This window comes from Bacillus sp. ME78 (genome assembly GCF_903970865.1).
In the GTDB taxonomy this organism is placed as follows: Bacteria; Bacillota; Bacilli; order Bacillales; family Bacillaceae_G; genus Bacillus_A; species Bacillus_A cereus.
The window spans coordinates 13,526-38,839 of the sequence record NZ_CAJCKK010000004.1 but is presented as its reverse complement, the minus strand read 5'-3'; the positions used below and the strand labels follow the sequence as shown (position 1 = coordinate 38,839).

Here is a 25,314-nt window from a genome sequence, read left to right as displayed (position 1 = left end):
GGAAAATAGGATGAAATTTTCAAAGCCACTTTTTATTACAGTAGCGCTCTTAATAGCGCTCGTTATCATTGTACCTGCAGCCCTTGTTATCCCATTTGCGAAAGCAAAAGTAGGGGAAGAAACGGCCTCTAAAACTCCTCCAGCGATAGAAAGTATACCAGCTCCAGGAAAAGTAGATACAGCGGTTCAAGTTGCTGTATATCGTGAGAAACAAAAGAAGGTAGAATCATTACCTATGGAGGAGTATGTGACCGGTGTAGTAGCTTCTGAGATGAATGCCAGTTTTGAAATAGAGGCACTAAAGGCACAGGCATTAGCAGCAAGAACATTTGTAGTACAACGTATGCTAAGCGGAGGAAAGAAAAATAATGCAGACGTGACAGATACGGTGAAAGATCAAGTGTACAAAAGCAAAGATGAATTGAAGAAGCAATGGGGCAATAATTACGAAAATAATTTGAAGAAAATCGAAGAAGCTGTTTCGAAAACCGCAGGACAAGTTTTAACGTATGATGGAAAACCTATTTCAGCATCATTCTTTTCAACGAGTAATGGTCGAACAGAAAATGCAGCTGACTATTGGGGAAATGATTATCCGTACTTGAAGAGTGTAGATAGTCCGTGGGATCAAGCCTCTCCAAAGTTTACGAGCGAGCAAACATTTACAGTAGCTGATTTTCAAAAACGTCTCGGTGTGAAGGTGCTAGCAGATGGGAAGGTTGGAAACATTAAAGACCTTACGGAAGGAAAGCGCGTAAAGGATGTAGCTTTTCAAGGGAAAACATTAACAGGAAAAGAAGTTCGTGAAAAGTTAGATTTACGTTCTTCTGATTTTACGTGGAAACAACAAGGAGATAAAATCATCGTTACGACGAAAGGCTTCGGTCACGGCGTTGGTATGAGTCAATACGGGGCGAACGGCATGGCAGCGGAAGGAAAGAAATATACAGATATCGTCGCTCATTACTATAAAGGCGTTGAAATAAAGACGATGAATGATTATGAAGGAAAATTGATGGTGAAGAAATAGGTGTCAGAACTCTGGCACCTATTTTTTTCTGTTTAAAATATCATAATTTTCCATTAACTGTTTGATATAATAGGATAAAAAGGCATTTGGGGGAAATGAAATGGCGTTACTAGAGTTGAAACAATTAGGGAAGGCGAACCAGTTACCGGCAATTGAGCTAGAGGTGGAGAAGGGACAATGTATTGTTTTGCAATGCAATAATCATACAGCTAAAGTGTTACACCGCATCATTATTGGTGAAGAAGAGGCGTCGACTGGCAATGTACTGTTTGAAGGGGAAGCAATTGGAAAGAAAAATTATTCCCGCATCGGTTTTTGTTTTTTGAAAGATGAGGCATATGATCGTTTGAAGGTGAAAGAATACTTCAAATTTTTATTAGGGCTTTATGAATCAAAGATAAGTATAGAAGAAGTTGTGCAGTCTGTTGGTCTCCTAGATAAACTAAACGTTAAAATAGAAAAATTATCATTTTCAGAGAAACGCCGTCTTCATATCGGGCGAGTGATGATTCATAATCCGGATTTAGTTATTTTGGAAGAGCCAGAGCAAAATGTAGATATAGAGAGTACGGTTATTATTCGAAAAGCAATCATGAAAATGAAAGAACAAGGAAAGGCGATTTTTATTACGTCATCTTTCCTATCGGATGCCCTTTCGTTAACAGAGGATGTATACATATTAAACAACGATGGTGTGAAAAAGATAGAAATTGAGCAAGAGGGAGTGGAAGAAGTCGATGAAGAAAAAGTCATTCAAATGATTCCGCAAATGAAGTTAGAAAGAATACCTGCGAAAGTGAACGATAAAATCATTTTACTTGATCCGATGGAAATCCATTTCATTGAAACGCAAAACGGAGTAACACATATTCACGTTCGTGAAGGGGATTTCGTATGCGCCTTAACATTAAGTGAACTAGAAGCGAGATTAACAGGTTTTGGTTTCTTTAGATGTCATCGCTCGTACCTTGTAAATTTACAAAGAGTACGAGAAGTGATTACTTGGACTCGTAACAGTTTTAGCTTAATTTTAGACGACGAAAGAAAAAGTTCAATTCCACTTTCAAAAGGACGAATGGATGAATTAAAAGGCGTGATTGGGCTATAAAAAGTGCTCCAATAAGCTCAACATGCGATTCATTCACCGGTAAAAATACTCCTTTTACCGGTATTTTACTGCGTAAACCCTTTGTTTTTCATATGATTGAGTCAAGAAAAGCGAAACAAACAAACGAAAAGCGCTAAAGCGACTTTCATCTATAAAGAAGAAAAACAAAGGGGATGAAGAAATGACATTGGCAATTGAAATGAAAGATGTAATGAAAAGTTTCAGTGGAAAAACGGCACTTCGAAATGTAAATATTGAGGTGAAGCAAGGAGAGATTTTTGGATTCCTCGGACCGAGTGGATCTGGTAAGACGACAACAGTAAAAATTTTAACTTCTCAATTGCTTCATAGTGTTGGAACGGTAAGAGTATTAGGGAAAGATATTACAGGACCAAGTAGCATCGATTACAAACGAATTGGTATTTTAACAGATAACAGCGGCTTATATGAAAGACTTAGCATTTATGATAACTTACTATTATTTTGTGACTTATACGATTGTAAAAAAGAACGAATCAATGAAGTACTAGCACAAGTAAATTTATTAGATGATAAAAAAACACCAGTAAAGAAACTATCAAAGGGAATGAAGCAACGCGTCACACTAGCAAGAGCAATCCTTCATAAACCAGATATTCTCTTCTTAGACGAACCAACATCTGCACTCGATCCAGTAAACGTACAAAACATTCATAAAATCTTAAAAGACTTAAATGAAGAAGGAACGACGATTTTCTTAACGACTCACAACATGGATGAAGCAGAAACGCTTTGTAACCGCATTGCCTTCCTTTGTAGCGGAGAAATTGTAGCGCTTGATACGCCAGAGAACCTACGCTTACAATACGCTAAGGATCAAATAGAGGTCGTATTAAAAGATAAACAAAAAGCAGTAGTGCAAAAAGATGAATTAGGTGCAAAACGTATTTCAGAATGGATGAACAAAGGAGAATTACTATCCATTCATTCACACGAACCAACGCTAGGTGATATCTTTATTGAAGTTACTGGGAGGGGATTATAATGACATTTTCAATGAAACGTGTATCAGCTATTTTTAGAAAAGAAGTACAAGATTTTAAGACAAATTCACAAGTGTTGTTGATGGCATTTTTACCAATTATACTTTCATTTTTGTTTAGCAGATTTGGAGTGGGAAAGGAAATGTTAGGCATTACTACTATAACGGCCTTCCTATTTGTCGCAGGCTTTGTTCAATCTATGGTAATTGCAGAAGAAAAAGAAAAACATACACTGCGTGTATTGATGCTATCACCGGCATCTTCGGTTGAAGTTCTATTTGGAAAAAGTATATTAACAGCATGTTTGACATTGGGCATTTGTATTGTGAACTTATTTATTTTGGATCAATTCAGTGGAAATCTATTATTGCTAGGATTTATTTTCTTATGTGGAACAATTCTATTTATTGTGATTGGAACAATGATTGGATTGTTAGCTGCATCTGTACCACAAACATCAATAATTGGAATGCCGATATTAATGACGATGTATTTGGCTGTACAGTTTGAGCCAATGGTTGAAAATAAAGTAATTAAGACGATGATTGGATATCTTCCAACATCTCATATTGTGAAAGCACTTAACAGCTTAGTAGGTGGAGCTGGGTTTAGTAGTATTAGTGGGCATGTATTAAATGTTGGAGTGTGGCTTATTATTGCGCTTATTGCATGTTTAATCGTATATAAGAAAAAACAAATGGACTAAAAACTGAGCCGAAACGCTCAGTTTTTTCTTTTTTCTATCATTTCCTCGGAAATTTTACAGTCCTTATACATATTTTTACAAATTTTGTCGAAAAGTAATTAGTTATACGTTGTATAGGATACGTGAATATTGTTCAAAATGATTGCTGAGGTGATGATGGAATGCGAGGAAGAAATAATAAAAAGTCGCAAAAGGTAGTACATTTATTTCAAAAAAGATGGGTGTTTCCGGCACTATACATTGCTTGTGCAGCGGTAATCTTAATGGTTGCGCTATGGTTCCAAGGAGCTAATCCGAAGAAGACTCCAAACCACGATCAAGCAACACCGTATACACAATCGGAAGATCCAGCAGTACCAGTAACGAAATCTTCAGAAGTAGTGAAAATGCCAGCTGCCGCGAATGCGGAAGTAGTCGTACAAAAGAAATTCTATGAAGATGCAGCAACTGAGGCGGAACAAGAAAAAGCACTTGTCTTTTATAACAACACATATTCCCCAAACAAAGGAATTGACATTGCTGCGAAGAATGGAAAAGAATTCAATGTTGCCGCTGCTTTAAGTGGTACAGTAACGAAAGCTGAAAAAGATTCACTTCTTGGTTATGTTGTAACAGTTGATAGTGGAAATGGTGTAGCGGTATCTTATCAAAGCTTAGGCAGTGTGAAAGTAGAAAAAGGTGCAAGAGTTGCACAAGGTGAAGTATTAGGAACATCCGGTCTAAGTGCAATGAATAAAGAGGCAGGCTCTCACGTTCACTTTGAAGTACGTAAAGACAATGTGGCTGTGAACCCTGAACGTTACTTAAATAAATCAGTAACAGAAATTAAAGCTGATGCAGGTGCTGCAAAGGCTACGAATGCTTCTGGTAAAAAAGCTGATGACAAATCTCAAAAAGAAGAGAAGTCAACGAGCACGAAACCAGAAAATAAAACAGAAGACAAGTCTCAAAAAGAAGAGAAATCAACAAGCGGTTCAACTAGTGACAAAAAAGAAGAACCGAAGAAAGAAGAAAAATCAACAAATGGTTCTACAGAATCATCTAACGATTCTTCTTCACAAGAATAATAAAGTGAAAAAATCAGTTCTCACTAGGGGAGCTGATTTTTTTATTTTTATATAAAAATAATCAATTTCGAGAAAAAAGTTGTAAAAACAAGGAAAAATGACGAGATTCTCGAATATATATTACAAAAGGGAGGGGATACTGTGTCATTTTTGTTTGTTCTGTCGACTGCTATTATTTTATTGTTTGTTTTATTCACTTTATATTATTATATTGCCGGTAAGAAAGAGGTTCCCCACCATCAGTTGTTAGAAGAAGAATTGGAACGAGAAGAATGACGCCTTTTATACAAGGTGTCATTTTTTTTTGGCCATAATAGTCAGTTTTAACGTATTTCTCACAAAAAAACGTAATTTTTCTTAACTTAGTCCGCAAAAATAGTGAACATGTAGCATATATCAGTAGTGCGGGCAATACAATGGTATAAACCAAAGCAAAGAGAGTGTTTGAGGTGAGAAATCGTGAATCATTTCATTATAAATCCAAGAATGTTTAACGCTTACAAACAGCACTCACACTTACTTCTTAGTCATATGCAGCGAGGCTCATTTCACCCTTCTCACATCCAAATTAGGGAGGCGAGTGGTGTGCACGATTACATCAAAGAGAGAACTATCAAGATTGGTAAGTATATCGTGGAGACAAGAAAGACAGTGCGTGTCATTGCAAAGGAATTTGGGGTATCAAAGAGTACAGTCCATAAAGATTTAACAGAACGTCTACCAGAGATTAATCCAGAGCTCGCAAATGAAGTAAAAGAAATTCTTGATTATCATAAGTCTATTCGTCATTTAAGAGGTGGAGAAGCAACAAAACAAAAGTATAGAAAAGAAGATGTAGAGAAGCCTGTACGTCAATAATGTTACAGTAGCAAACATTCCGTTCACATTCGGTAATATTTTTCAGAAGAATTCTTTTTGCGAATATTACGTTTCTGTTAAATTTATGATAAAATCAGAAATTAGGTGAAAAGAATTCGGGTGTAACCTGATTTTGAATATCGAGGAGGAAAAAACGGGAATGTTTGCGCGAGATATCGGAATTGACCTAGGTACGGCTAACGTATTAATTCATGTTAAAGGTAAGGGTATTGTATTAAATGAGCCATCTGTTGTGGCCATTGATCGTAATAGTGGTAAAGTATTAGCAGTCGGTGAAGAAGCGAGAAGTATGGTGGGACGTACGCCTGGTAATATTGTAGCAATTCGTCCACTTAAAGATGGTGTAATCGCAGATTTCGAAATTACAGAAGCAATGTTAAAGTATTTCATTAACAAATTGGACGTAAAGAGCTTCTTTTCAAAACCTCGTATTTTAATTTGCTGTCCAACAAATATTACATCAGTAGAACAAAAAGCAATTCGTGAAGCTGCTGAACGTTCAGGTGGTAAAACAGTATTTTTAGAAGAAGAACCAAAAGTAGCCGCAGTTGGTGCTGGTATGGAAATCTTCCAACCAAGCGGTAACATGGTTGTTGATATTGGTGGAGGTACAACAGATATCGCTGTACTATCTATGGGTGATATTGTTACCTCTTCCTCTATCAAAATGGCTGGCGATAAGTTTGATATGGAGATCTTAAACTATATTAAACGTAAGTATAAGCTATTGATCGGAGAACGTACTTCAGAAGATATTAAAATTAAAGTTGGTACAGTATTCCCAGGTGCACGTAGCGAAGAACTTGAAATTCGCGGACGTGACATGGTAACAGGCTTACCACGTACAATTACAGTATGCTCTGAAGAAATTACAGAAGCATTAAAAGAAAATGCAGCTGTTATTGTACAAGCTGCAAAAGGCGTATTAGAGCGCACACCACCAGAATTATCTGCAGATATCATCGACCGCGGTGTTATTCTAACAGGCGGTGGAGCTTTACTACACGGTATCGATATGCTTCTAGCAGAAGAACTAAAAGTACCGGTATTAATTGCTGAAAACCCAATGCACTGCGTTGCGGTTGGTACAGGTATTATGTTAGAGAATATCGACAGATTACCAAAGCGTGCTTTGAGATAATTTGAAAGAACTAAGGCTGACGCCTTAGTTCTTTTTTTCGTTTTTATATTTTTTTATTTTGTTTTTTTGCGAAAATGGAAGGAAAATAGAGAAATATGAAGGAAACAGGTAAAATATTCATATATATGGTTAAATTTAATATTTCCTTAATTGAAAACGTTTATAATATAATGAGTCGAATACGACATTAAGGCAAATAATGTTTCAATACATATTGCCTTTCCCTAATTTGGGCATACACTCCTTTCCACCTCCGTGTCAGTTGCAAAAATGTGCAACTATTTTAATGGAATAGAGTGTGTGCATTTTTTTTTTTTAGGAAGTTGTGCTAAATATAAAATGTTACTTTGTAATGACAAACAATAAACAAAATGGGATAATAGCAATATGTCCAAGTGGTAAGACCAATATTACAAAAGGGGCGATTGTTACATGCTAAATATAGAACAAATTAAAGAAATCATTCCTCACCGCTATCCATTTTTACTTGTTGATAAAATATTAGAAGTAGATGAAGGCAAAAGAGCGGTTGGGATTAAAAATGTATCCGCAAACGAAGAATTCTTTAACGGACACTTCCCTGACTATGCTGTTATGCCTGGTGTACTTATTGTAGAAGCATTAGCACAAGTCGGAGCAGTTGCAGTATTAAAGAAAGAAGAAAACCGCGGAAGACTTGCCTTCTTCGCAGGTATCGATAATTGCCGTTTCAAAAAACAAGTACGCCCAGGTGATCAGCTTCGTCTAGAAGTAGAAATGACACGAGTACGCGGCCCGATTGGAAAAGGAAAAGCAATCGCAACAGTAGATGGTGAAGTTGCATGTGAGGCAGAAATTACATTTGCGATTGGTGATAAAAAAGAATAGATAGTACTAAAAAATCTCCTTGTAAAAAGACAAGGGGATTTTTTAATTTCTGCTATATAAAGATGAAACGATAATTTACAAACTAATCAGAAAATAACTTGTGAATAGATGGTAATTACCATATACTTACTTTATTGTTTATCTAGAAAATAGGATAAGTGATAAAGGTAATAAAGAAATAAGGGCATTGTCATATTGTTAAGGTACTTAAATAAGACAAAGTAGAATGTTATTGATTATGATGAAATGTGGGGAATCAGAAAGAATATTAATTAGACGTATGAAATCGAGCATAAGAGAGAGAAAAGGGAAATGTCGCATTTCACAAAAGGAGATTATGAATATGTTCGGGAGAAAGAAAAGAAAACCATTACGACAATTAATTACACATAAAGAGCCTAAATCGCGTATTACAGAACAATACCGTAACATTCGTACAAACATTGAGTTCACATCTGTAGATAATCATGTTCGTTCTATTATTGTTACTTCAGCAGATCCAGGTGATGGGAAAACAACGACAATCGCAAACTTAGCAGTTGTTTTCGGACAACAAGGAAAGAAAGTTTTATTAATTGGAGCTGACTTGCGTAAGCCGACGATACAAAACTTATTTGCCATTCATAGTTCAAATGGGTTAACGAACTTATTATCAGGACAAGCAAAACTTATGCAATGCATTCAAAAAACAGATATAGAGAACGTATACTTAATGGCAGCAGGTCCAATCCCGCCAAACCCAGCAGAACTATTAGGGAGCCGGGCAATGGACGAGGCATTGCTAGAAGCATATAACATGTTTGATATTATATTAATCGACACACCACCTGTCCTTGCGGTTACAGATGCACAAATACTTGCAAATAAATGTGATGGAATCGTACTTGTTGTACGAAGTGAAAAGACGGAAAAAGATAAAATCGTAAAAGCGAAACAAATATTAGATAAAGCATCAGGCAAAATACTTGGAGTCGTTTTAAACGATAAAAGAGAAGAAAAAGAGCAGTATGGTTATTACTAAAATATAAAAAAAGCCAATAAGAAATACTTGTTGGCTTTTTTCTCATTTTGAAATTTATTTCTCAAGTTACATAGCATAAAAAGCATGATATGATAAATAATTTGGAAAATCATTGGAATGTGTTGTCATATTTAAGATTATTTTGTAAGATTATACTTGTTTGTTGTGAACAAATATAGAACTGAATTATTAAAAATAAAAAATGTAAGATTTATATGTTATAATTTTTCCTATGTGTAAATTTTAGAAAGTTGGAGGAACTTATGGAAGAAACAATTAATCTGAAAGAATTATTTCATATCTTAAAAAAACGTTTAGCAATAATCCTCGTAATCGCATTTGGTGTAGCTATAGTAAGTGCTATCATTAGCTTCTTCTTTATGACACCAATCTATCAATCTTCGACGCAAATTCTTGTTAATCAGAAGAAGCAAGAAGGTGCAGCAATTCAGTATAATGAGGTACAAACAAATATTCAATTAACAAATACATATAAGGTTATTATTAAAAGTCCTGTTATTTTGGATCAAGTGAAAGAAAAGTTAGGTCTAAATATTACAGTACAAGAGCTAAATAAGAAAATTGAAGTAGCTAACGAGAAAGACTCGCAGGTAGTGGCGGTAACAGCACAAGATAAAGATCCCAAGCTAGCTCGTGATATTGCTAACACCACTGCAGAAGTGTTCCAAGGTGAAGTGGCTAAAATTATGAGTGTTGATAACGTAACAGTATTATCAAAAGCAGAAGTTGCAGAAAATCTATCTCCAATTAAACCGCGTCCAATGTTAAATGTGGCAATCGCTTTCGTTGTTGGTTTAATGGCTTCGGTTGGTCTTGCATTCTTACTAGAGTACTTAGATAACACAGTGAAAAAAGAAGAAGATGTGGAAAATTTACTTGGCTTACCAGTATTAGGTATTGTAGCTCGTATGGATGAAGAAACAATGAACGTGAAATCACACGCTCCATCATCAAGAAAAGTGAGGGGACAAACAATTGGCTCTTAATTTATTTAAAAAGAAAAAGAATCATCGTCAACGACGTCAATTAATTGCTCATCAACAACCGAAATCACCGATTTCAGAACAATATCGTAATATTCGAACGAATATTGAATTTGCAGCTGTTGATACGAATTTACATTCATTAATGGTCACGTCTGCAAACCCAAGTGAAGGGAAAACGACAACGACAGCGAATATGGCAGTTGTTTTTGCTCAACAAGGAAAAAAAGTATTATTAATTGATGCAGATATGCGTAAACCAGCGATGCATCAAATGTTCCAAGTAGATAATATTTTTGGACTTACGAACGTACTAACACATAGTGAACGTTTAGAAAAATGTGTGCAAACAACATTAGTTGATAATCTACACTTTTTGGCATGTGGTCCAATCCCACCAAATCCAGCAGAATTATTAGGTTCAAAATCAATGAAAGAACTTCTTGGACAAGCATACAGCATGTACGACTTAGTTATTTTTGATATGCCGCCTATTTTAGCTGTAACAGATGCACAAATTATGGCAAATGTATGTGATGCTTCTATTCTTGTTGTTCGTAGTGAATCAACAGAGAAAGAAACAGCAGTAAAAGCAAAAGGGTTATTGGAGTCTGCAAAAGGTAAATTGTTAGGTGTTGTTTTAAATGACCGTGAACGTGAACAAGGCTTATATTATTATTATGGCGCAAACTAATTAAAAGGGTGAGATATGTTTCAACCATATCTCCTTTTTTCCCTTGAATATGAGATGTCTCATATTCAAGGGAAAAAAGACTAATAGGAGAGAGGGAGGCTGAAAGAATGATTGATTTACATTGTCACATTTTACATGGTATTGATGACGGTGCACAAACCATGACAGATAGTTTAGCAATGGCACAACAAGCCGTTTCAGAAGGAATACATACAATTGTCGCAACGCCGCACCATCAAAATGGCAAATATATAAATGAACGTACCTCAATTATTCATCACGTAAAACAACTAAATGATGAACTACAACAACATAATATTCCACTTACTATTTTACCGGGGCAAGAGATCAGGTTATATGGTGATTTATTAGAAGACTATGAAGCTGGTAAAATTGTTACCTTAAATGAAACAAATAAATATATATTCATTGAATTTCCATCAAATCATGTACCGCGTTATGCTGAACAACTATTATATGAACTGCGCGTTAAGGGAATGATTCCAATTATTGTTCATCCGGAACGTAATGCCGAGTTAATCGAGCGGCCAGATAAGTTATATAACCTTGTAAATAAAGGTGCACTGACGCAAGTAACGGCAGGTAGTTTATTAGGGAAATTCGGTAAAAAAATCAAAAAGTTTTCACTTCAACTTGTAGAAAATAATTTAACACATATGGTCGCTTCAGATGCACATAACACGACATCAAGAGGATTTCATTTAGCGGAAAGCTATGAACTAATTGAGAAAGAATTCGGAATGAATGTTATGAGTGATTTGAAAGAAAATCCGTACTTATTAATTAGCGGGAAGGCAATTTACAAAGAAGATCCAGAACAAATTCGTCGTAAAAAATTGTTCGGTATTTTTTAAATAAATAATTGGTGATGTCTCCTAACCGTTATCAACGGGGGCACTCGGTCGTGCTGTGGGTAGAAATTTTATTTCATGCCTACCTTAGACGCTTGTCGTCGGGAGTATGGCGTGAGGATGGGTTAGATGCCCATAATTTATTTCTAATAGAAACTCTACCTATGGAGTTATAAAAATGACTCTATAGGTAGGGTTTTTGTTATTGTTACATACAAATAAATAGATTTATAGGGGGAGTATAATTGAAAAAAGTAAGAAAAGCGATTATCCCAGCTGCTGGTCTTGGGACAAGATTTTTACCAGCAACAAAGGCAATGCCGAAAGAAATGTTACCTATCGTCGATAAACCGACAATTCAATACATAATAGAAGAAGCGATTGAATCAGGAATTGAAGACATTATTATTGTTACTGGAAAAGGAAAACGTGCCATTGAAGATCATTTCGATCATTCTTTCGAATTAGAACAAAGCCTTTTAGAAAAAGGGAAGTATGAAATGCTTGAAAAAGTACAAGCTTCCTCAAAAATAAATATTCATTATATAAGACAGAAAGAACCAAAAGGTTTAGGGCATGCAGTATGGTGTGCACGTAAATTTATTGGAAATGAGCCATTTGCGGTATTACTTGGTGATGATATAGTACAAGCTGATACACCATGTTTACGTCAATTAATGGATCAATATGAAGGTACACAATCATCCGTTATTGGTGTACAAACAGTGCCAGAAAATGAAACACATCGTTACGGTATTATCGATCCAGTTGAACAAAATGAACGTCGTTATCAGGTGCGTCAATTTGTAGAAAAGCCAGTTCAAGGAACAGCGCCATCTAATTTGGCAATTATGGGACGTTACATATTAACACCAGAAATCTTTATGTTCCTAGAGAATCAGCAGACAGGTGCAGGTGGCGAAATTCAATTAACAGATGCGATTCAACGTTTAAATGAAATTCAGCGTGTATTTGCTTATGATTTTGAGGGAACTCGCTATGATGTTGGTGAGAAGTTTGGGTTTATTAAAACGACAATTGAGATGGCGTTACAACATAAAGAATTAAAAGATGAATTATTGGAGTATATGACTGAACTTATAAAAATAGAAAATATACATGTGTAAAGGTGAGGTGAAAAGGTTGGAAGAAAGAGGATTAATACATAAATCTGTGGAGAAAGAAATAAGTGTAGTGAAAAAAACATCAATTTTACATGCATTTTTTAAAAGGACACTGGATATTATAGGTGCTATTGTGGGTTTGATAGTATTTTCTCCATTTTTTATTATAATTCCTATCCTTTACATGCGTGGGGATGCAAAAGGACCAGTTTTCTTTAGACAATCCAGAATTGGTAAAGATGGTAAAGTATTTGGTATTTATAAATTCCGTTCTATGGTAGTTAATGCAGAAGAGAAATTAGAAAAAAATGAAGTTCTATATAAGAAATATGTAGATAATAACTATAAGCTTGAGCCAGAGGAAGATCCACGTATTACAAATATAGGGCGCTTTTTACGAAGAACAAGTTTAGATGAACTACCACAGTTTATCAATGTCCTTAAAGGTGATATGAGTTTAGTTGGTCCAAGACCAGTAATTCAGGAGGAATTAAAAGAATACGGCTCTAAAACTTCAGACTTTTTATCTGTGAGTCCTGGTTTAACAGGTTATTGGCAAGTGAGTGGTAGAAGTGATGTAGGATACCCAGAAAGGGTGGATATAGAATTATATTATGTATACAATCAATCTTTAAAATTAGATATTATTATCTTATTTAAAACAGTTTTATTGGTCGTATTACGTAAAGGTGCTTATTAATAATCTTTTATACAATCTAAGGTTGAACAAGATTTTGTTAACTTGTGAAAAAATCAAATTATTAAATTTAGCTTGGAAAGTAAATGATGGTGAAATGAAGAATGAAATCGATAGCATTGCGGAGCAAAAATCTATTTGGAAAAATTAAATTAGTAACTAATAAAGCTATGGAGAAAGGCTTCGTACATCTTCTTAGTGCGAATTTTTTGCTACAAATAGCGGGATTCGGAGGGCAGATATTTTTAACAAGAATTTTATCTGTTGAAGACATTGGAAGATTAAAGGTATTGCAATCTTTTTTAAGTAATTTAACAATTATAGCTGGATTAGGATTGAATGTTGCCATATTAAAAATGTGTTCTGAAAAAATTAGTATACAGCAAAAGCAGAGATTATTTGAAGATGGTTTCAAGGTAACGGCAATTTTCTCGGTACTTATTACTTTATTAACCTTCATTATAGCGGGATTCGGAGGTTTTTCATCGGATATCCAAATAAATAATCTAATGAAAATTTATGCTTTTCAAATACCTTTCCTTTCTATAAGTGCGTATTTTGTCGCTTACTTACAATCTCAGAAAAAAATTCATTTAATGTCTAATGTACAAAGTATTTCTAAAATTGCTGTAGTAATAATAAGTATTTTAGGAGCATACATTTATGGAATGACAGGCTACATAATTACTTTAGTAATTGCATTATCATTAACCACATTATTATTTGTACCTTTCATTAAATCTGAGTTGCAATCCATAAAATATAAGCGAATAGACAAAGGATTAATCGCGAAGCCATTAAAATTAGGTAGCTATTCGTTTATTACAAATTTATTAGGTCAATTAATACTTACATTTAATGTCCTTATTTTAAATTACATGAATGTGGATCCAAAAGAAGTAGGTTATTATGGTATAGCGCAGCTTATAATCACTTCTATGATGATTATTCCTAATACGCTAAATCAATTAATGATACCGTATATATCTGAGCAAACAGATAATAGGGTTCAAATAAAAAAGATGTTGAAAAAATTTGAGAGTAGAATGTTGATGATAACGGCGTTATTATGTACATCAACATTTTTCATAATACCGTTAATAATGCCAATGATATTTGGAAAAGAGTATGTGAATTCAGTACCTTATTTTCAAGTACTTGTAATAGGATTGTTCTTTTGGAGTATTTATTCACCTAAAGGAATCACATTACTTAGTATAGGGCGAGTTGATTTGAACTTTAAAGTGAGTTGTATTTCTTTTGGCTTTAATATAATCCTTAATTTCATATTAATTTATAAATTTGGAGCGTTAGGCGCAGCTATAGCAACAACAGCTACATATTTTATAACCATTTTCATCAATAGAATTTATTTTAAAAAAGTATAAAAAAAGAATGAGGAGAAGATTCCTCATTCTTTTTTTGTCGGTATATTATGTATATAGAATTAAAATTAAAAGGGAGAAACCTATGAAGATTTTATATTTAGTTAATATGGATCCTCAAAATAAAACCGGATTATTCAATGCAACTCATAAGAGAATTAAGTTGAACGATGATAAGGTTGATAGTGAAAAATATTGTATAAATTTTTATGATGGAATAGTATTGAAATTATTGAAAAAATTATTGAAGAAAAAAATTTATCAAAAAGAGGGGGAGTATTTTATATATGAAGATATAAAATATAGAAAACTCTTTTTGAAGAATACGATTACGAAAAAGGTTTTAGAAAAGTTAGGAATAGACTTTTTAGTTTATTTAGAGGTGATTTTAAGAAATAAGGTAAAAATACAAGAGTTTGATATGGTAAGTGCTCATTGGGGACATACTCAAGGAAGTTTAGCTTACTATATTAAGCGCTTTTTGGGGATTCCATATGCATTGACATTGCATGGTAGTGATATTCATACTATGCCTAAACAAAGTGCGAATTTAAAAAAAGTAATTGTTCGGAACCTAGAATATGCGGATGAAAATATTTTTGTGAGTGAGTATTTACAAAAAGAAGCTAGAGATCTTGGCTATTGTGGGAATAATTTTTCAATTGTATATAATGGTATCGATAGAGAAAAATTTTATCCAGTGTGTTCAAAAAAGAAGAGTGAATTAAGAGCTAAGTATGGCCTTAAAGGGTATTTGGTGGGTTATATTGGTAATTTAGTTGAAGTGAAAAGAGTAGATAAAATTCCTCAAATATATAAAGAACTCAATAAAATTACTGAAGATGAATTTACTTTTCTCATTATAGGCGACGGAGATTTAAAGCAAGAGATGGAAAGAAAATTTAATGAAATTAATGCTAAATTTTTGTTTACTGGAAAGGTAGCGCCCCAAGAGGTAGTCGACTATCTTAGTGTAATGGATGTATTAATTTTACCTAGTCGCCAGGAAGGATTGGGGTCAGTTTTATTAGAAGCACAAGCGTGCGGTATACCTGTAATTGGAAGTAGTAATGGTGGAATTCCGGAAGTAATTATTGATAAAACTTGTATTATAAAAGATGATCAATATTTCGAAGAAAAATTGGCTGAAAAAATTTTATCTATCGTTAAAAATAAATACAGTATAAACCTCTCTAATGATTGGCTAAATAATTTTGACTGGGATAAAAATGGTGAAAAAGAATTAAATTTATACAAGAATATTATAAATGAAAAGTAAGATGTATTCTATTTGATGAGAAAAATCTATAAGTTTTTAGTGAGTAGTGCATACGAAAGAGATGTAATTATATAAACTGAGAAGGTGGCTGGATAGAAAATGAAAAGGGTAGTAGTAATCAGTTACTGGTATTATCCAGAAAATGTAGCTCGGGCCTTTCATGTGAAAGGGATAGTTTCCTCCTTGATAAAGGATGGGTATCATGTGGATCTAGTGCTCCCCCAAAATGCTATGTACCAAGAAATAGGTAATAAAAACTCAAATAATATTACCTTGCATCAAGTTAAACCAGGTATTTTACTTCATAAAGAAAAAAATAGATGGGATGTTAACAGAAATATATTAAACAATTCTCATAGTAACCTTCTTACTAAAGGGCTAAAAAAATTATACGATGTACTTATTTGGCCAGATAGAACAATTGAATGGGCAATTAATGCTTACCGTTATGTAAAAAAAAATAAGTTACATAGTAATAGTATGGCCATGGTGACTGTGGGGTTACCAGTGTCTACCCACATTACAGGACATTTATTAAAAAAAGATGTTCCCCATTTAAAATGGATAGCTGATTATGGTGATCCATTCTCTTATAACCCGGATCGAGAAATAAGAAAATATGATAGATTTCTGGAATCAAGGATGCTTAATAATGTAGATTCGATTGTCATTCCAACGGAAAGTGCGATAGATTGCTATACTAGTTTAGGAGTAAATAAATCGCAAATTCATGTTATTCCCCAACTATTTGAGGAGGAGCAAGGGGAAAGTAATTATGAGGTAGATAAAGATAAATTCAATATAATGTATGCAGGATCTTTTTATAGGGGCATACGCAGTCCAGTGGAATTTATCCATGCGTTATCTTTAGCTAGTAAGAGGAATAAACAAATAGAATTTCACTATTTTGGGAATGTGACAGCTTTAGAAGAATTTTTAAATATGGAAGGATTGGATAAAGAAAAACTTCCTATTAAAATTAATGATTTTAAAAGTAGAAGTGAGATTCTTAATATTATGAGGGAAATGGATTTGTTAATTAATTTAAATAATAAAAGTACAAGTCAAATTCCAAGTAAAATTATTGATTACCTCTATGCTAACAAACGGATTTTAAATATTGGAAACAACCTAAATGAATTATTTGATAATGTAGATAATGAGAAGGAAAAAATTGCTGATAGATTAGTAGAAATTAGTTTAAATCCGTTAGAATTTAATTATGATCAATTAAAGAAATTTTATAGTTATAATTTAAATTCTACAAAGTATTTGAATTTATTAAAATAGGATTTTGTAAATAATATTATCAGCTTTGTTTAATTGTGATATGTTGATGTGCATTTTAATGATTAAGATATTTAACAGAATTTAGGATAGGATGATATAAGTAAATGCAAAGAGGAAGAATAGATTTACTCTTTTATAAAATATATATATATATTGCAGCGATTTTTGGATTTTTGTGGTTGCATCCTTTTTTTACTTGGAATAATGCTATGATTCCTCTTTTTGCGGGAATCCATATTTCAATGTTTTTATTTTGGGCATTTATATCAGATTTTAAAATTAATAAGACAGGTATATTAAGTGCTTTTTTTGCCTTAATATTAATTACTTTATTTAGTTTTAAGGATGAGAATATAGTGCGTAATTTATGCTTATATTCAGCTTCCTTAATTCCTTTAGTATTAATAAAACAAGAAGATCGTTTAAAGATTTATGATAAATTTATTAAAATTGTTGCTATATCACTTATTCCGGCTATAGTTATAGCTATTTTCTTATTTATAGGGTTTGATATACAGTGGTCACAATTATCTAGTACATCATGGACAAAACCATTTTATAGAAACTATTATAATCTTTCTATCTACCATTTCTTTAATGGTGCAGATCAAAGATACTTCTTTCCATGGGGGGGGAGTATTGATAGGATTTGTGGGATGTTTGATGAACCAGGTGTTGTTGGAACAGTGAGTGGTTTAATTTTGGCCTCAAAGGGATTTTCTTTGCGGAGAAGTTATGAAAAGATAATTTTTATTGCTGGTATACTATCGTTTTCTTTTGCTTTTTATATAATATTACTAGTGTATGTATCAATAAAAAAATATAAATATATATGGGTAATATTGGGGACGTTGATAATATTAATGAATACGGTTCCTAAAGATAGTTATGTATATACTAAAATTTTGTATAGGCTAGATTTGGGTAATAAGGAAATAGAGGGAAACAATAGAGGGAATGCTGGTTTTGAGCAAATATATAAAGAATTTAAGCAAGATGGAAACTTGTTATTAGGAATTAAAGAGAAAGAATATCTTTATAAAGCAAATGCATATGGTTCAGAAGCGTTATCTTGGAAAACTTTTGTGGTGATAAATGGTTTATTATTATTTATTCTCCATACTTTATATTTTATGGGTTATGCGTTTAATTTAAAAAATAGTAATGTATGGATTTTTACCATAATTTATTTATTATCAATTTACCAAAGACCCTATGATTTTACATTAAGTTATTGGCTTATATTTATGGGGGGAATCGTAGCAGCGAGTAATATAGATATATTAAAAAATAATAAGTTAAATACTAATATTGAGTAGATTAATGAAACCAGGAGTTTACTAAATTAAGGATATAAGAATACCTTTATATTAAGGAGGATTTAAGAATCTGTACTAATTAAATTCTTAAATCCTTTTTTATGTTTTTAGTATGTGGATTGGAGCGAGTATATGCCAGAAATAGCATTATTAATTCCTGTATATAACGATCAAGTTGGTTTAAATCAAACCTTAGAATCTTTATTGAAGGAAACAAAAGAGAAAGTAGATGTAGTAGTTGTTGATGACGGTAGTAAGGAACCAATCTATGTTCCTGAGACTGTAGGGATTCACCATATTATTTTTATAAAATCCGAAGTCAATAAAGGAATTGAGCATGTCTTAAATTTAGGATTAAAGTATATTTGTGATAATGGCTATACATTTGTTGCCAGGATAGATGCAGGAGATACAATTGAACCTAATCGATTTTATAAACAGAAACAATATATGTTAGATAATCCAAATTATATGTTGATAGGATCGAACGTAAGGCATACAGATATGGATGGTAAAGAAGTGTTTATAGAGCGTGTGCCGCTTTCAACAGAAGAGATAAAAAAGAAGATGCATATTAATAGTTGTTTCCCACACCCATCTGTTATGTTTAGAACAGTGATTATTGAGGATATTGGTGTATATCATACGGATTTTCCGGCAGCAGAAGATTACGAATTTTTCTTTAGGATAATGAATAAGTATGAGGTTTCAAATTTAGATGAAGTTCTCATTTGTAAAGAAATTAATCCTAATAGTATCTCATTAAGTAGGCGAAAGAGACAGTTATATAGCAGAATTAAAATTCAAAAAAAATATTTTAACCCCCTAGTTTTAGAAAGTTATATGGGATTAGTAAAATCTTTTATCTTGCTAATAGCTCCTAATAAAATAATTATTGGTATTAAGTCTTTACTAAGTAGATCTTCTAACTAATGATAAAAGGGGTCATGAGCAATGAAAAAGGTTGTTTTTATATGTGAGGCGTTAGGTGGAGGAGTTAGGAGACATTTAGTGGACGTACTCTCCAATCTAGATTTAGATGAATATGAGGTACATGTTGTACATGGTACTAAGCGGGTAGATGATGTATTTCTATCGGCAAAAAATAAGCTTATGAAAAAAGGGCTTTATTTTTATGAAGTCACAGAAATGGTAAGGGAATTATCAATTAAGAATGACATAAGAGCTACAAAATCAATTATAAAAATACTAAGAGAAATTAGGCCACAAATTGTTCATTGTCATAGCTCTAAAGCAGGTGCAATAGGCAGGATAGCGGCAAAAATATGTGGGATAAAAAGGGTATACTATACACCACATGCATATGTATTTCAAAACCCAAATTTATCCCTGAAGAAAAAATTTGTATATAAAAACATTGAAAAACTATTAGGCTTCTTAACAACAAAAGTTCTTCATGTTTCAAAAGGTGAAGAAACATTTGCCTTGGAGCATAAAGTCATTTCGTTAAATAAGTCAATGGTAGTATATAATGGTATTTCATTTCCCGCTATAGATAGTAAATTTCCTTTAAAAGATTGTGAAGAGAAATTGATAGTAGGAACAATTGCGAGAATGGATTATCAAAAAAATCCATGGTTATTTATTCGTATAGCTGAACAGGTAATTAGGGAAAATCAAAACGTTGAGTTTGTGTATATTGGGGACGGAGAGTATTTTAAAGAAGTTTTCGATTATGTTCAAAAAAATAATTTAGATAAATTTATTAAATTAAAAGGATTTCATTCGAATCCAGATATAGAATTAAATCGCTTTGATATATTCCTATCTACCTCCTTATATGAAGGTATGCCTTACTCATTAATAGAGGCGTTATCATATAAAAAACCTATTATTGCGACGGATGTTGTAGGTAATAATGAAATAGTGCTTGATGATTATAATGGTTATCTTTTTGATAAAGATAATGCTGAAGAGGGAACACAAAAAATATTAGAAATTATAAAAGATCCTATATTATATGACAAGCTATCTAAAAATAGTCTTAGGACATTTGAAGAGACCTTTACAATTGAAAAAATGCTATCTTCAATAGAAGAGTTATATTCCAAATGAAAAAATTATAGGTAGTGCAATGAGTCTTTATAATTAAAGAATTAATCATCACTAATACGTAATAATAGGATTTGATTAATTGAAAGAATAATAAAGTATAGTATTTTTATATGAAATGTTCTAGTAAGTATAAGTTTGTATGATTTTATATTTATTATAATTTTAATATATGAGCTAAATAATAAAAAGATAAGGATTGGTGAAAATGAATAAGAAAGTTTGTGTGGTAGGTTTAGGTTACATTGGTTTACCAACTTCAGCTATTTTTGCAAAAGCGGGATATGATGTTATAGGGGTAGATGTAAACCCTGTTGCAATTGAAATGATTAATCAAGGTAAAGTTCATATTGAAGAGGTTGGATTAGGAGAATTAGTTAAAGATGTAGTAGAAAAGGGGAAATTGAGCGCTAGTGTAGAACCAACCAAAGCCGATGTGTTTATTATTGCTGTTCCTACACCACACAATGCTGATCATACTGCAAATTTAGACTATGTCGTAGAAGCTACTAAGTCTATTTTACCATTCTTACAGAAGGAAAGTATTGTAATTGTAGAATCTACGATTCCACCAAGAACTATTGATGATATAGTGGCTCCAATTATTGAGGAACAGGGATGGAAAGTAGGGGAAGAAATTTACCTTGCACATTGTCCGGAACGTGTGTTACCTGGACGTATTTTAATTGAATTAGTAGAGAATACAAGAATAGTTGGTGGGATTAATAAAAAATCTACGCAAAAAGCAGCCGAAGTTTACGGTTGTTTTGTAAAAGGGGAAATCCTTGAAACTACTGCTGTAACAGCAGAAATGTCTAAGCTTATGGAAAACACATTCCGCGATGTAAATATTGCATTAGCAAATGAATTAGCAAAAATCTCTGAAAAACTTGGCGTAAATGCTTTAGAAGTTATTAAATTAGCTAACCATCATCCTCGAGTAAATTTACATCTTCCAGGACCAGGGGTTGGAGGACATTGTTTAGCAGTGGACCCGTATTTTATTATTGAAAAGGCACCCGAAGAGTCTCAATTAATTTCTAATGCGCGCTTTATAAATAATTCTATGCCTGTATTTGTTGTAGAGCAATTAGCAAAAATTATTCCAGATAAAAATGCAAAAGTTGCAGTTTTAGGAATTACATATAAAGGTAATATCGATGATGTCAGAGAAAGTCCAGCTATGACAATTGTAGATTTACTTAAAGAACAGGGTTATGAAGTTGCTGTACATGATCCTCATGTTCATGAAAATCAGGTCCATTTTAATTTATATAGTCTAGAGAATGCTGTAAAAAATGCAGAATGTATTTTAGTACTAACAGACCATAATGAGTTTAAACAAATAGATGAACAAGTCATTATTGATAACGCAAGAAAGGCTATTATATTTGATACACGTAATTGTATGAATATAAGCAGTAAACAAATTTCTTATTACAATTTTAATAATCTATATGAACTAAGAAGTTTATCAAGCATAAGAGTATAATGAACTAATTGCAAATGGTTGGTTAAAAATATGTTTTATTAAATTAGATATTTTATACGAAGTGTATATAAAGATTTGAATTCTTGCAATTGAATGCATAAAGGAATTTGATTATTTATGATGACTATAGATATTTTGAGTGTATTTAGGCTATAATTGTAACTATGTTTTTTGAGAAAAGATTTCGATTTTCGAAAGAAGGTTAAAAAATGAAAAAGAAAATTTTATTCTGGGTTCTAGGTATTATTGGAATTCTTATTGTCGGTGGTGGAGTATATGCTTATACTGTTTATTCTAACGTTTCTAATACATTAGATGCTGTTCATAAACCATTAGATCGTGAGAAATCTGAAAAACGAGAAAAGAAGGTAGATATTTCAGATCAAAAACCAATATCTATTTTAATGATGGGGGTAGACCAACGTGGTGAAGACCAAGGAAGGTCGGATTCATTAATGTTATTTACATTAAATCCTACGACGAAATCTATGAAAATTGTTAGTATTCCACGTGATTCTTATACAGAAATCGTTGGAAAAGGTACAAAAGATAAAATTAATCATGCTTATGCTTTTGGCGGAATTGATATGGCTGTAAAAACAGTAGAGAATTTTCTTAATGTACCAGTTGATCATTATATTGAAGTAAATATGGATGGATTTAAAGATATTGTAGATGCTGTTGGTGGTGTAGATGTAAATAATGATTTAGATTTCACATATGAAGGAATTCATTTTGAAAAAGGAAACATTCATTTAGATGGTAGAAAGGCATTACATTATTCTAGGATGAGAAAGCTTGACCCACGTGGTGATTTCGGACGTCAAATGCGCCAACGTCAAGTAATTCAAGGAGTAATTAAACAGGGTGCTACAGTTTCTTCTCTAGCAAGTTACGGTGATGTATTAAAAGCAATTGAGAAAAACGTTAAAACAAGTTTAACGCAAGACCAAATGTTTGATATTCAAAAGAATTATAAAGATTGCATGCAGAATAGTGAAGAAATCCAAATTCCAGGTGATGGCCACAAAGCTGCTGATGGTATTTGGTACTACTATGTTCCAGATGCAGCGAAACAAGATTTAACGAATAAGTTAAGAGCGCATCTTGAATTGACTAAGTAATATGTAATAACCCAACTCCTTTGGAAGGAGTTGGGTTTATTTTTGCATGGATTTATATTAGTATTATATATTGTGAGATTAATAGATGAGGTGAATCGATGAATAAGAAAGCAGTACTTGTCCTTGTTATTTTTGTATTGTTTGTAGCTTCGATTGTGAGCGGTAAATTGTACTGGAATAAGAAGATTGCAAATGCAACAGGACAAACGAGTGAAGTAACGAAAACAAAAGCTGAAGTAAAAGATAGCGGAGCAAAGAAAGAAGAGAAAAAAGAAGAGAAAAAACAAGATGCGAAGTCATCTTTTAATGAGGCATACGCGAAGAACTTGCCAGATGCAGTGAAAGAGAAGTTAAAGAAAGCTGCTGAGGATAAAAAGGCAGTAAATCTTGTTATTGTTGGTGATGAAGCTTCTTCATCTGAAAAAGGTGCTTGGGCAGCTAAGCTAACGGCTAATTTAGAAACTGCTTATGGTAAAGGTTTATGGAATGTGACGGTAAAGGAATATAAGGGTGAAAGTACAGAAGAATTAATTACGAATAAACGTGATAAAGAGATTGCGAAAGAGAAGCCAGATGTGATTTTATATGAACCACCGTTTATTACTGATAATGGTAAAACTGGTAATGGGAATTCTGTCGCGAATACGCAGAAGTTCGTTCAAGCACTTTCTACTAGTGTAAAGGGTGCTACGATTATGATTCAACCATCAAATCCAGTGTATGGTGCGAAGAATTATCCGAAAGCGATTGAAGCATTAAAACAATTTGCTTCGCAAAATAATTATACATATGTTGATCATTGGGGAGCGTGGCCTGATGCAACAACAAAGGCTATCCTACCATATTTAAAAGAAGAATTTGGTTTCCCAAGTGATAAGGGACATGAAGTTTGGGCGCAATACGTAACTGATTATTTTGTAGCTAAGTAATGAAGGAGAGATAAAAGGTGTACGAGTTCCCGTATACCTTTTCCTTTTATAATTAAGAGATCTGAAAATAGTAGGAGGAAAACAATGAACTCAATCTTAATCTGTGGCGGAGCTGGCTACATCGGTTCTCACGCTGTAAAAAAATTAGTAGACGAAGGTTTATCGGTAGTAGTGGTAGATAACTTACAAACTGGTCATGAAGATGCAATTACGGAAGGTGCGAAGTTTTATAATGGTGACCTTCGTGATAAATCCTTTTTAAGGGATGTTTTTAAACAAGAGAATATTGAGGCGGTTATGCACTTTGCAGCTGATTCTTTAGTTGGGGTTAGTATGGAGAAGCCCCTTCAATATTATAATAATAATGTGTATGGTGCTCTTTGCTTGTTGGAGGTAATGGATGAGTTTAAGGTAGATAAGTTTATTTTCTCTTCTACTGCAGCAACGTATGGTGAGGTAGATGTGGACCTTATTACTGAGGAAACGATGACAAATCCTACGAATACGTATGGAGAGACGAAGTTAGCAATCGAGAAGATGCTTCATTGGTATAGCCAAGCTTCTAATTTACGTTATAAGATTTTCAGATACTTTAACGTGGCAGGTGCTACTCCAAATGGTATTATCGGGGAAGATCATCGTCCAGAGACGCATTTAATTCCTCTTGTACTGCAAGTGGCTTTAGGTCAACGTGAGAAGATTATGATGTTCGGTGATGATTACAATACACCAGATGGCACTTGTATCCGTGATTATATTCATGTTGAAGATTTAGTAGCGGCTCATTTCTTAGGGCTTAAAGATCTACAAAACGGCGGAGAGAGTGATTTCTATAACTTAGGAAATGGTAATGGTTTCAGTGTAAAAGAAATTGTTGATGCAGTTCGTGAGGTTACAAATCATGAAATTCCTGCTGAGGTAGCACCGCGCCGTGCGGGCGATCCAGCACGTTTAGTTGCTTCTTCTCAGAAAGCGAAAGAGAAGTTAGGATGGAATCCTAATTATGTAAATGTGAAAACAATTATTGAGCATGCTTGGAATTGGCATCAAAAGCAACCGAATGGATATGCTAAATAAATATAATAAGTGAAAGAGAGGGTATCGTCGACAAAATATGTTCGACAATACCCTCTCTTTTTTTATAAGATTTTTGCTATACTAAACTGTACTATAATACATGATGGAAGGAGG

The 25,314-nt window shown here is 33.2% G+C and carries 25 protein-coding genes; all 25 read left to right on the top strand.

Translation table 11 applies throughout. The annotated features are described in order from the left end of the window. The first annotated feature begins 10 nt into the window (after positions 1–10). The 25 genes from spoIID to galE all read left to right on the top strand — a co-directional run bounded on the left by spoIID (position 11) and on the right by galE (position 25,200). Positions 11–1,030 (top strand): stage II sporulation protein D, encoded by a 1,020-nt coding sequence (spoIID, locus tag H6481_RS07275; protein ID WP_000672651.1) that lies wholly within the window; start codon positions 11–13, stop codon positions 1,028–1,030. A 100-nt stretch (positions 1,031–1,130) separates the two neighbouring features. After that, a complete protein-coding gene (locus H6481_RS07270) occupies positions 1,131–2,138 on the top strand; it encodes a LytTR family transcriptional regulator DNA-binding domain-containing protein (protein WP_065485938.1) in 1,008 nt (335 codons plus the stop codon). A 181-nt stretch (positions 2,139–2,319) separates the two neighbouring features. Beyond that, positions 2,320–3,162 carry an ABC transporter ATP-binding protein gene (locus H6481_RS07265; RefSeq protein WP_182811311.1) on the top strand — a complete coding sequence of 281 codons (843 nt, stop codon included), beginning with the start codon at positions 2,320–2,322 and terminating at the stop codon, positions 3,160–3,162. After that, positions 3,162–3,866, top strand: coding sequence for an ABC transporter permease (locus H6481_RS07260; protein ID WP_065485936.1), 705 nt, complete (start codon positions 3,162–3,164; stop codon positions 3,864–3,866). The genes H6481_RS07265 and H6481_RS07260 overlap by 1 nt, the downstream gene beginning before the upstream one ends. Before the next feature lie 161 nt (positions 3,867–4,027). After that, positions 4,028–4,933 (top strand): M23 family metallopeptidase, encoded by a 906-nt coding sequence (locus H6481_RS07255; protein ID WP_001214922.1) that lies wholly within the window; start codon positions 4,028–4,030, stop codon positions 4,931–4,933. A 141-nt stretch (positions 4,934–5,074) separates the two neighbouring features. Continuing rightward, complete coding sequence (locus H6481_RS07250; protein WP_000008903.1) at positions 5,075–5,209, top strand: hypothetical protein; 135 nt, start codon at positions 5,075–5,077, stop codon at positions 5,207–5,209. Between the two features lie 309 nt (positions 5,210–5,518). Continuing rightward, a complete protein-coding gene (gene spoIIID / locus H6481_RS07245; protein WP_000544012.1) occupies positions 5,519–5,791 on the top strand; it encodes a sporulation transcriptional regulator SpoIIID in 273 nt (90 codons plus the stop codon). 160 nt (positions 5,792–5,951) lie between these two features. Then, positions 5,952–6,953: a rod shape-determining protein gene (locus H6481_RS07240; RefSeq protein ID WP_000457978.1), complete on the top strand. Its 1,002-nt coding sequence runs from the start codon at positions 5,952–5,954 to the stop codon at positions 6,951–6,953. A 432-nt stretch (positions 6,954–7,385) separates the two neighbouring features. After that, the gene (gene fabZ, locus H6481_RS07235) at positions 7,386–7,820 is read left to right on the top strand and encodes a 3-hydroxyacyl-ACP dehydratase FabZ (RefSeq protein WP_000931959.1); all 435 of its coding nucleotides are present in this window, start codon (positions 7,386–7,388) and stop codon (positions 7,818–7,820) included. 343 nt (positions 7,821–8,163) lie between these two features. After that, positions 8,164–8,841: a CpsD/CapB family tyrosine-protein kinase gene (locus tag H6481_RS07230; protein ID WP_000467944.1), complete on the top strand. Its 678-nt coding sequence runs from the start codon at positions 8,164–8,166 to the stop codon at positions 8,839–8,841. Between the two features lie 263 nt (positions 8,842–9,104). Next, positions 9,105–9,848 (top strand): Wzz/FepE/Etk N-terminal domain-containing protein, encoded by a 744-nt coding sequence (locus H6481_RS07225; protein ID WP_098840362.1) that lies wholly within the window; start codon positions 9,105–9,107, stop codon positions 9,846–9,848. Then, positions 9,838–10,539, top strand: coding sequence for a CpsD/CapB family tyrosine-protein kinase (locus H6481_RS07220; RefSeq protein WP_088040464.1), 702 nt, complete (start codon positions 9,838–9,840; stop codon positions 10,537–10,539). The genes H6481_RS07225 and H6481_RS07220 overlap by 11 nt, the downstream gene beginning before the upstream one ends. A gap of 107 nt (positions 10,540–10,646) precedes the next feature. Continuing rightward, positions 10,647–11,414, top strand: coding sequence for a CpsB/CapC family capsule biosynthesis tyrosine phosphatase (locus tag H6481_RS07215; protein WP_098840361.1), 768 nt, complete (start codon positions 10,647–10,649; stop codon positions 11,412–11,414). Between the two features lie 242 nt (positions 11,415–11,656). Continuing rightward, positions 11,657–12,538 carry a UTP--glucose-1-phosphate uridylyltransferase BpsC gene (gene bpsC / locus H6481_RS07210; RefSeq protein WP_000757786.1) on the top strand — a complete coding sequence of 294 codons (882 nt, stop codon included), beginning with the start codon at positions 11,657–11,659 and terminating at the stop codon, positions 12,536–12,538. 16 nt (positions 12,539–12,554) lie between these two features. Further along, positions 12,555–13,235 carry a sugar transferase gene (locus tag H6481_RS07205; RefSeq protein WP_078994113.1) on the top strand — a complete coding sequence of 227 codons (681 nt, stop codon included), beginning with the start codon at positions 12,555–12,557 and terminating at the stop codon, positions 13,233–13,235. 101 nt (positions 13,236–13,336) lie between these two features. After that, positions 13,337–14,620 (top strand): flippase, encoded by a 1,284-nt coding sequence (locus H6481_RS07200; RefSeq protein ID WP_259347363.1) that lies wholly within the window; start codon positions 13,337–13,339, stop codon positions 14,618–14,620. 82 nt (positions 14,621–14,702) lie between these two features. Further along, positions 14,703–15,896 carry a glycosyltransferase gene (locus H6481_RS07195; protein ID WP_098840360.1) on the top strand — a complete coding sequence of 398 codons (1,194 nt, stop codon included), beginning with the start codon at positions 14,703–14,705 and terminating at the stop codon, positions 15,894–15,896. A 99-nt stretch (positions 15,897–15,995) separates the two neighbouring features. Beyond that, positions 15,996–17,186 carry a transporter gene (locus tag H6481_RS07190; RefSeq protein WP_098840359.1) on the top strand — a complete coding sequence of 397 codons (1,191 nt, stop codon included), beginning with the start codon at positions 15,996–15,998 and terminating at the stop codon, positions 17,184–17,186. 104 nt (positions 17,187–17,290) lie between these two features. Beyond that, positions 17,291–18,505 (top strand): transcriptional regulator, encoded by a 1,215-nt coding sequence (locus H6481_RS07185; RefSeq protein WP_098840358.1) that lies wholly within the window; start codon positions 17,291–17,293, stop codon positions 18,503–18,505. 132 nt (positions 18,506–18,637) lie between these two features. Continuing rightward, positions 18,638–19,438 (top strand): glycosyltransferase, encoded by an 801-nt coding sequence (locus H6481_RS07180; RefSeq protein ID WP_098840357.1) that lies wholly within the window; start codon positions 18,638–18,640, stop codon positions 19,436–19,438. Between the two features lie 21 nt (positions 19,439–19,459). Continuing rightward, positions 19,460–20,581, top strand: a complete 1,122-nt coding sequence (locus H6481_RS07175; RefSeq protein ID WP_078994066.1) for a glycosyltransferase family 4 protein — start codon at positions 19,460–19,462, stop codon at positions 20,579–20,581. A 205-nt stretch (positions 20,582–20,786) separates the two neighbouring features. Continuing rightward, positions 20,787–22,070, top strand: a complete 1,284-nt coding sequence (locus tag H6481_RS07170) for a nucleotide sugar dehydrogenase (RefSeq protein ID WP_078994065.1) — start codon at positions 20,787–20,789, stop codon at positions 22,068–22,070. A 209-nt stretch (positions 22,071–22,279) separates the two neighbouring features. Then, the gene (locus H6481_RS07165; RefSeq protein WP_000727081.1) at positions 22,280–23,194 is read left to right on the top strand and encodes a LytR family transcriptional regulator; all 915 of its coding nucleotides are present in this window, start codon (positions 22,280–22,282) and stop codon (positions 23,192–23,194) included. Positions 23,195–23,292: 98 nt separating this feature from the next. Continuing rightward, positions 23,293–24,123: an SGNH/GDSL hydrolase family protein gene (locus tag H6481_RS07160; RefSeq protein WP_078994064.1), complete on the top strand. Its 831-nt coding sequence runs from the start codon at positions 23,293–23,295 to the stop codon at positions 24,121–24,123. Positions 24,124–24,207: 84 nt separating this feature from the next. After that, the gene (galE, locus tag H6481_RS07155) at positions 24,208–25,200 is read left to right on the top strand and encodes a UDP-glucose 4-epimerase GalE (protein ID WP_182811308.1); all 993 of its coding nucleotides are present in this window, start codon (positions 24,208–24,210) and stop codon (positions 25,198–25,200) included. Positions 25,201–25,314: the final 114 nt, after the last annotated feature.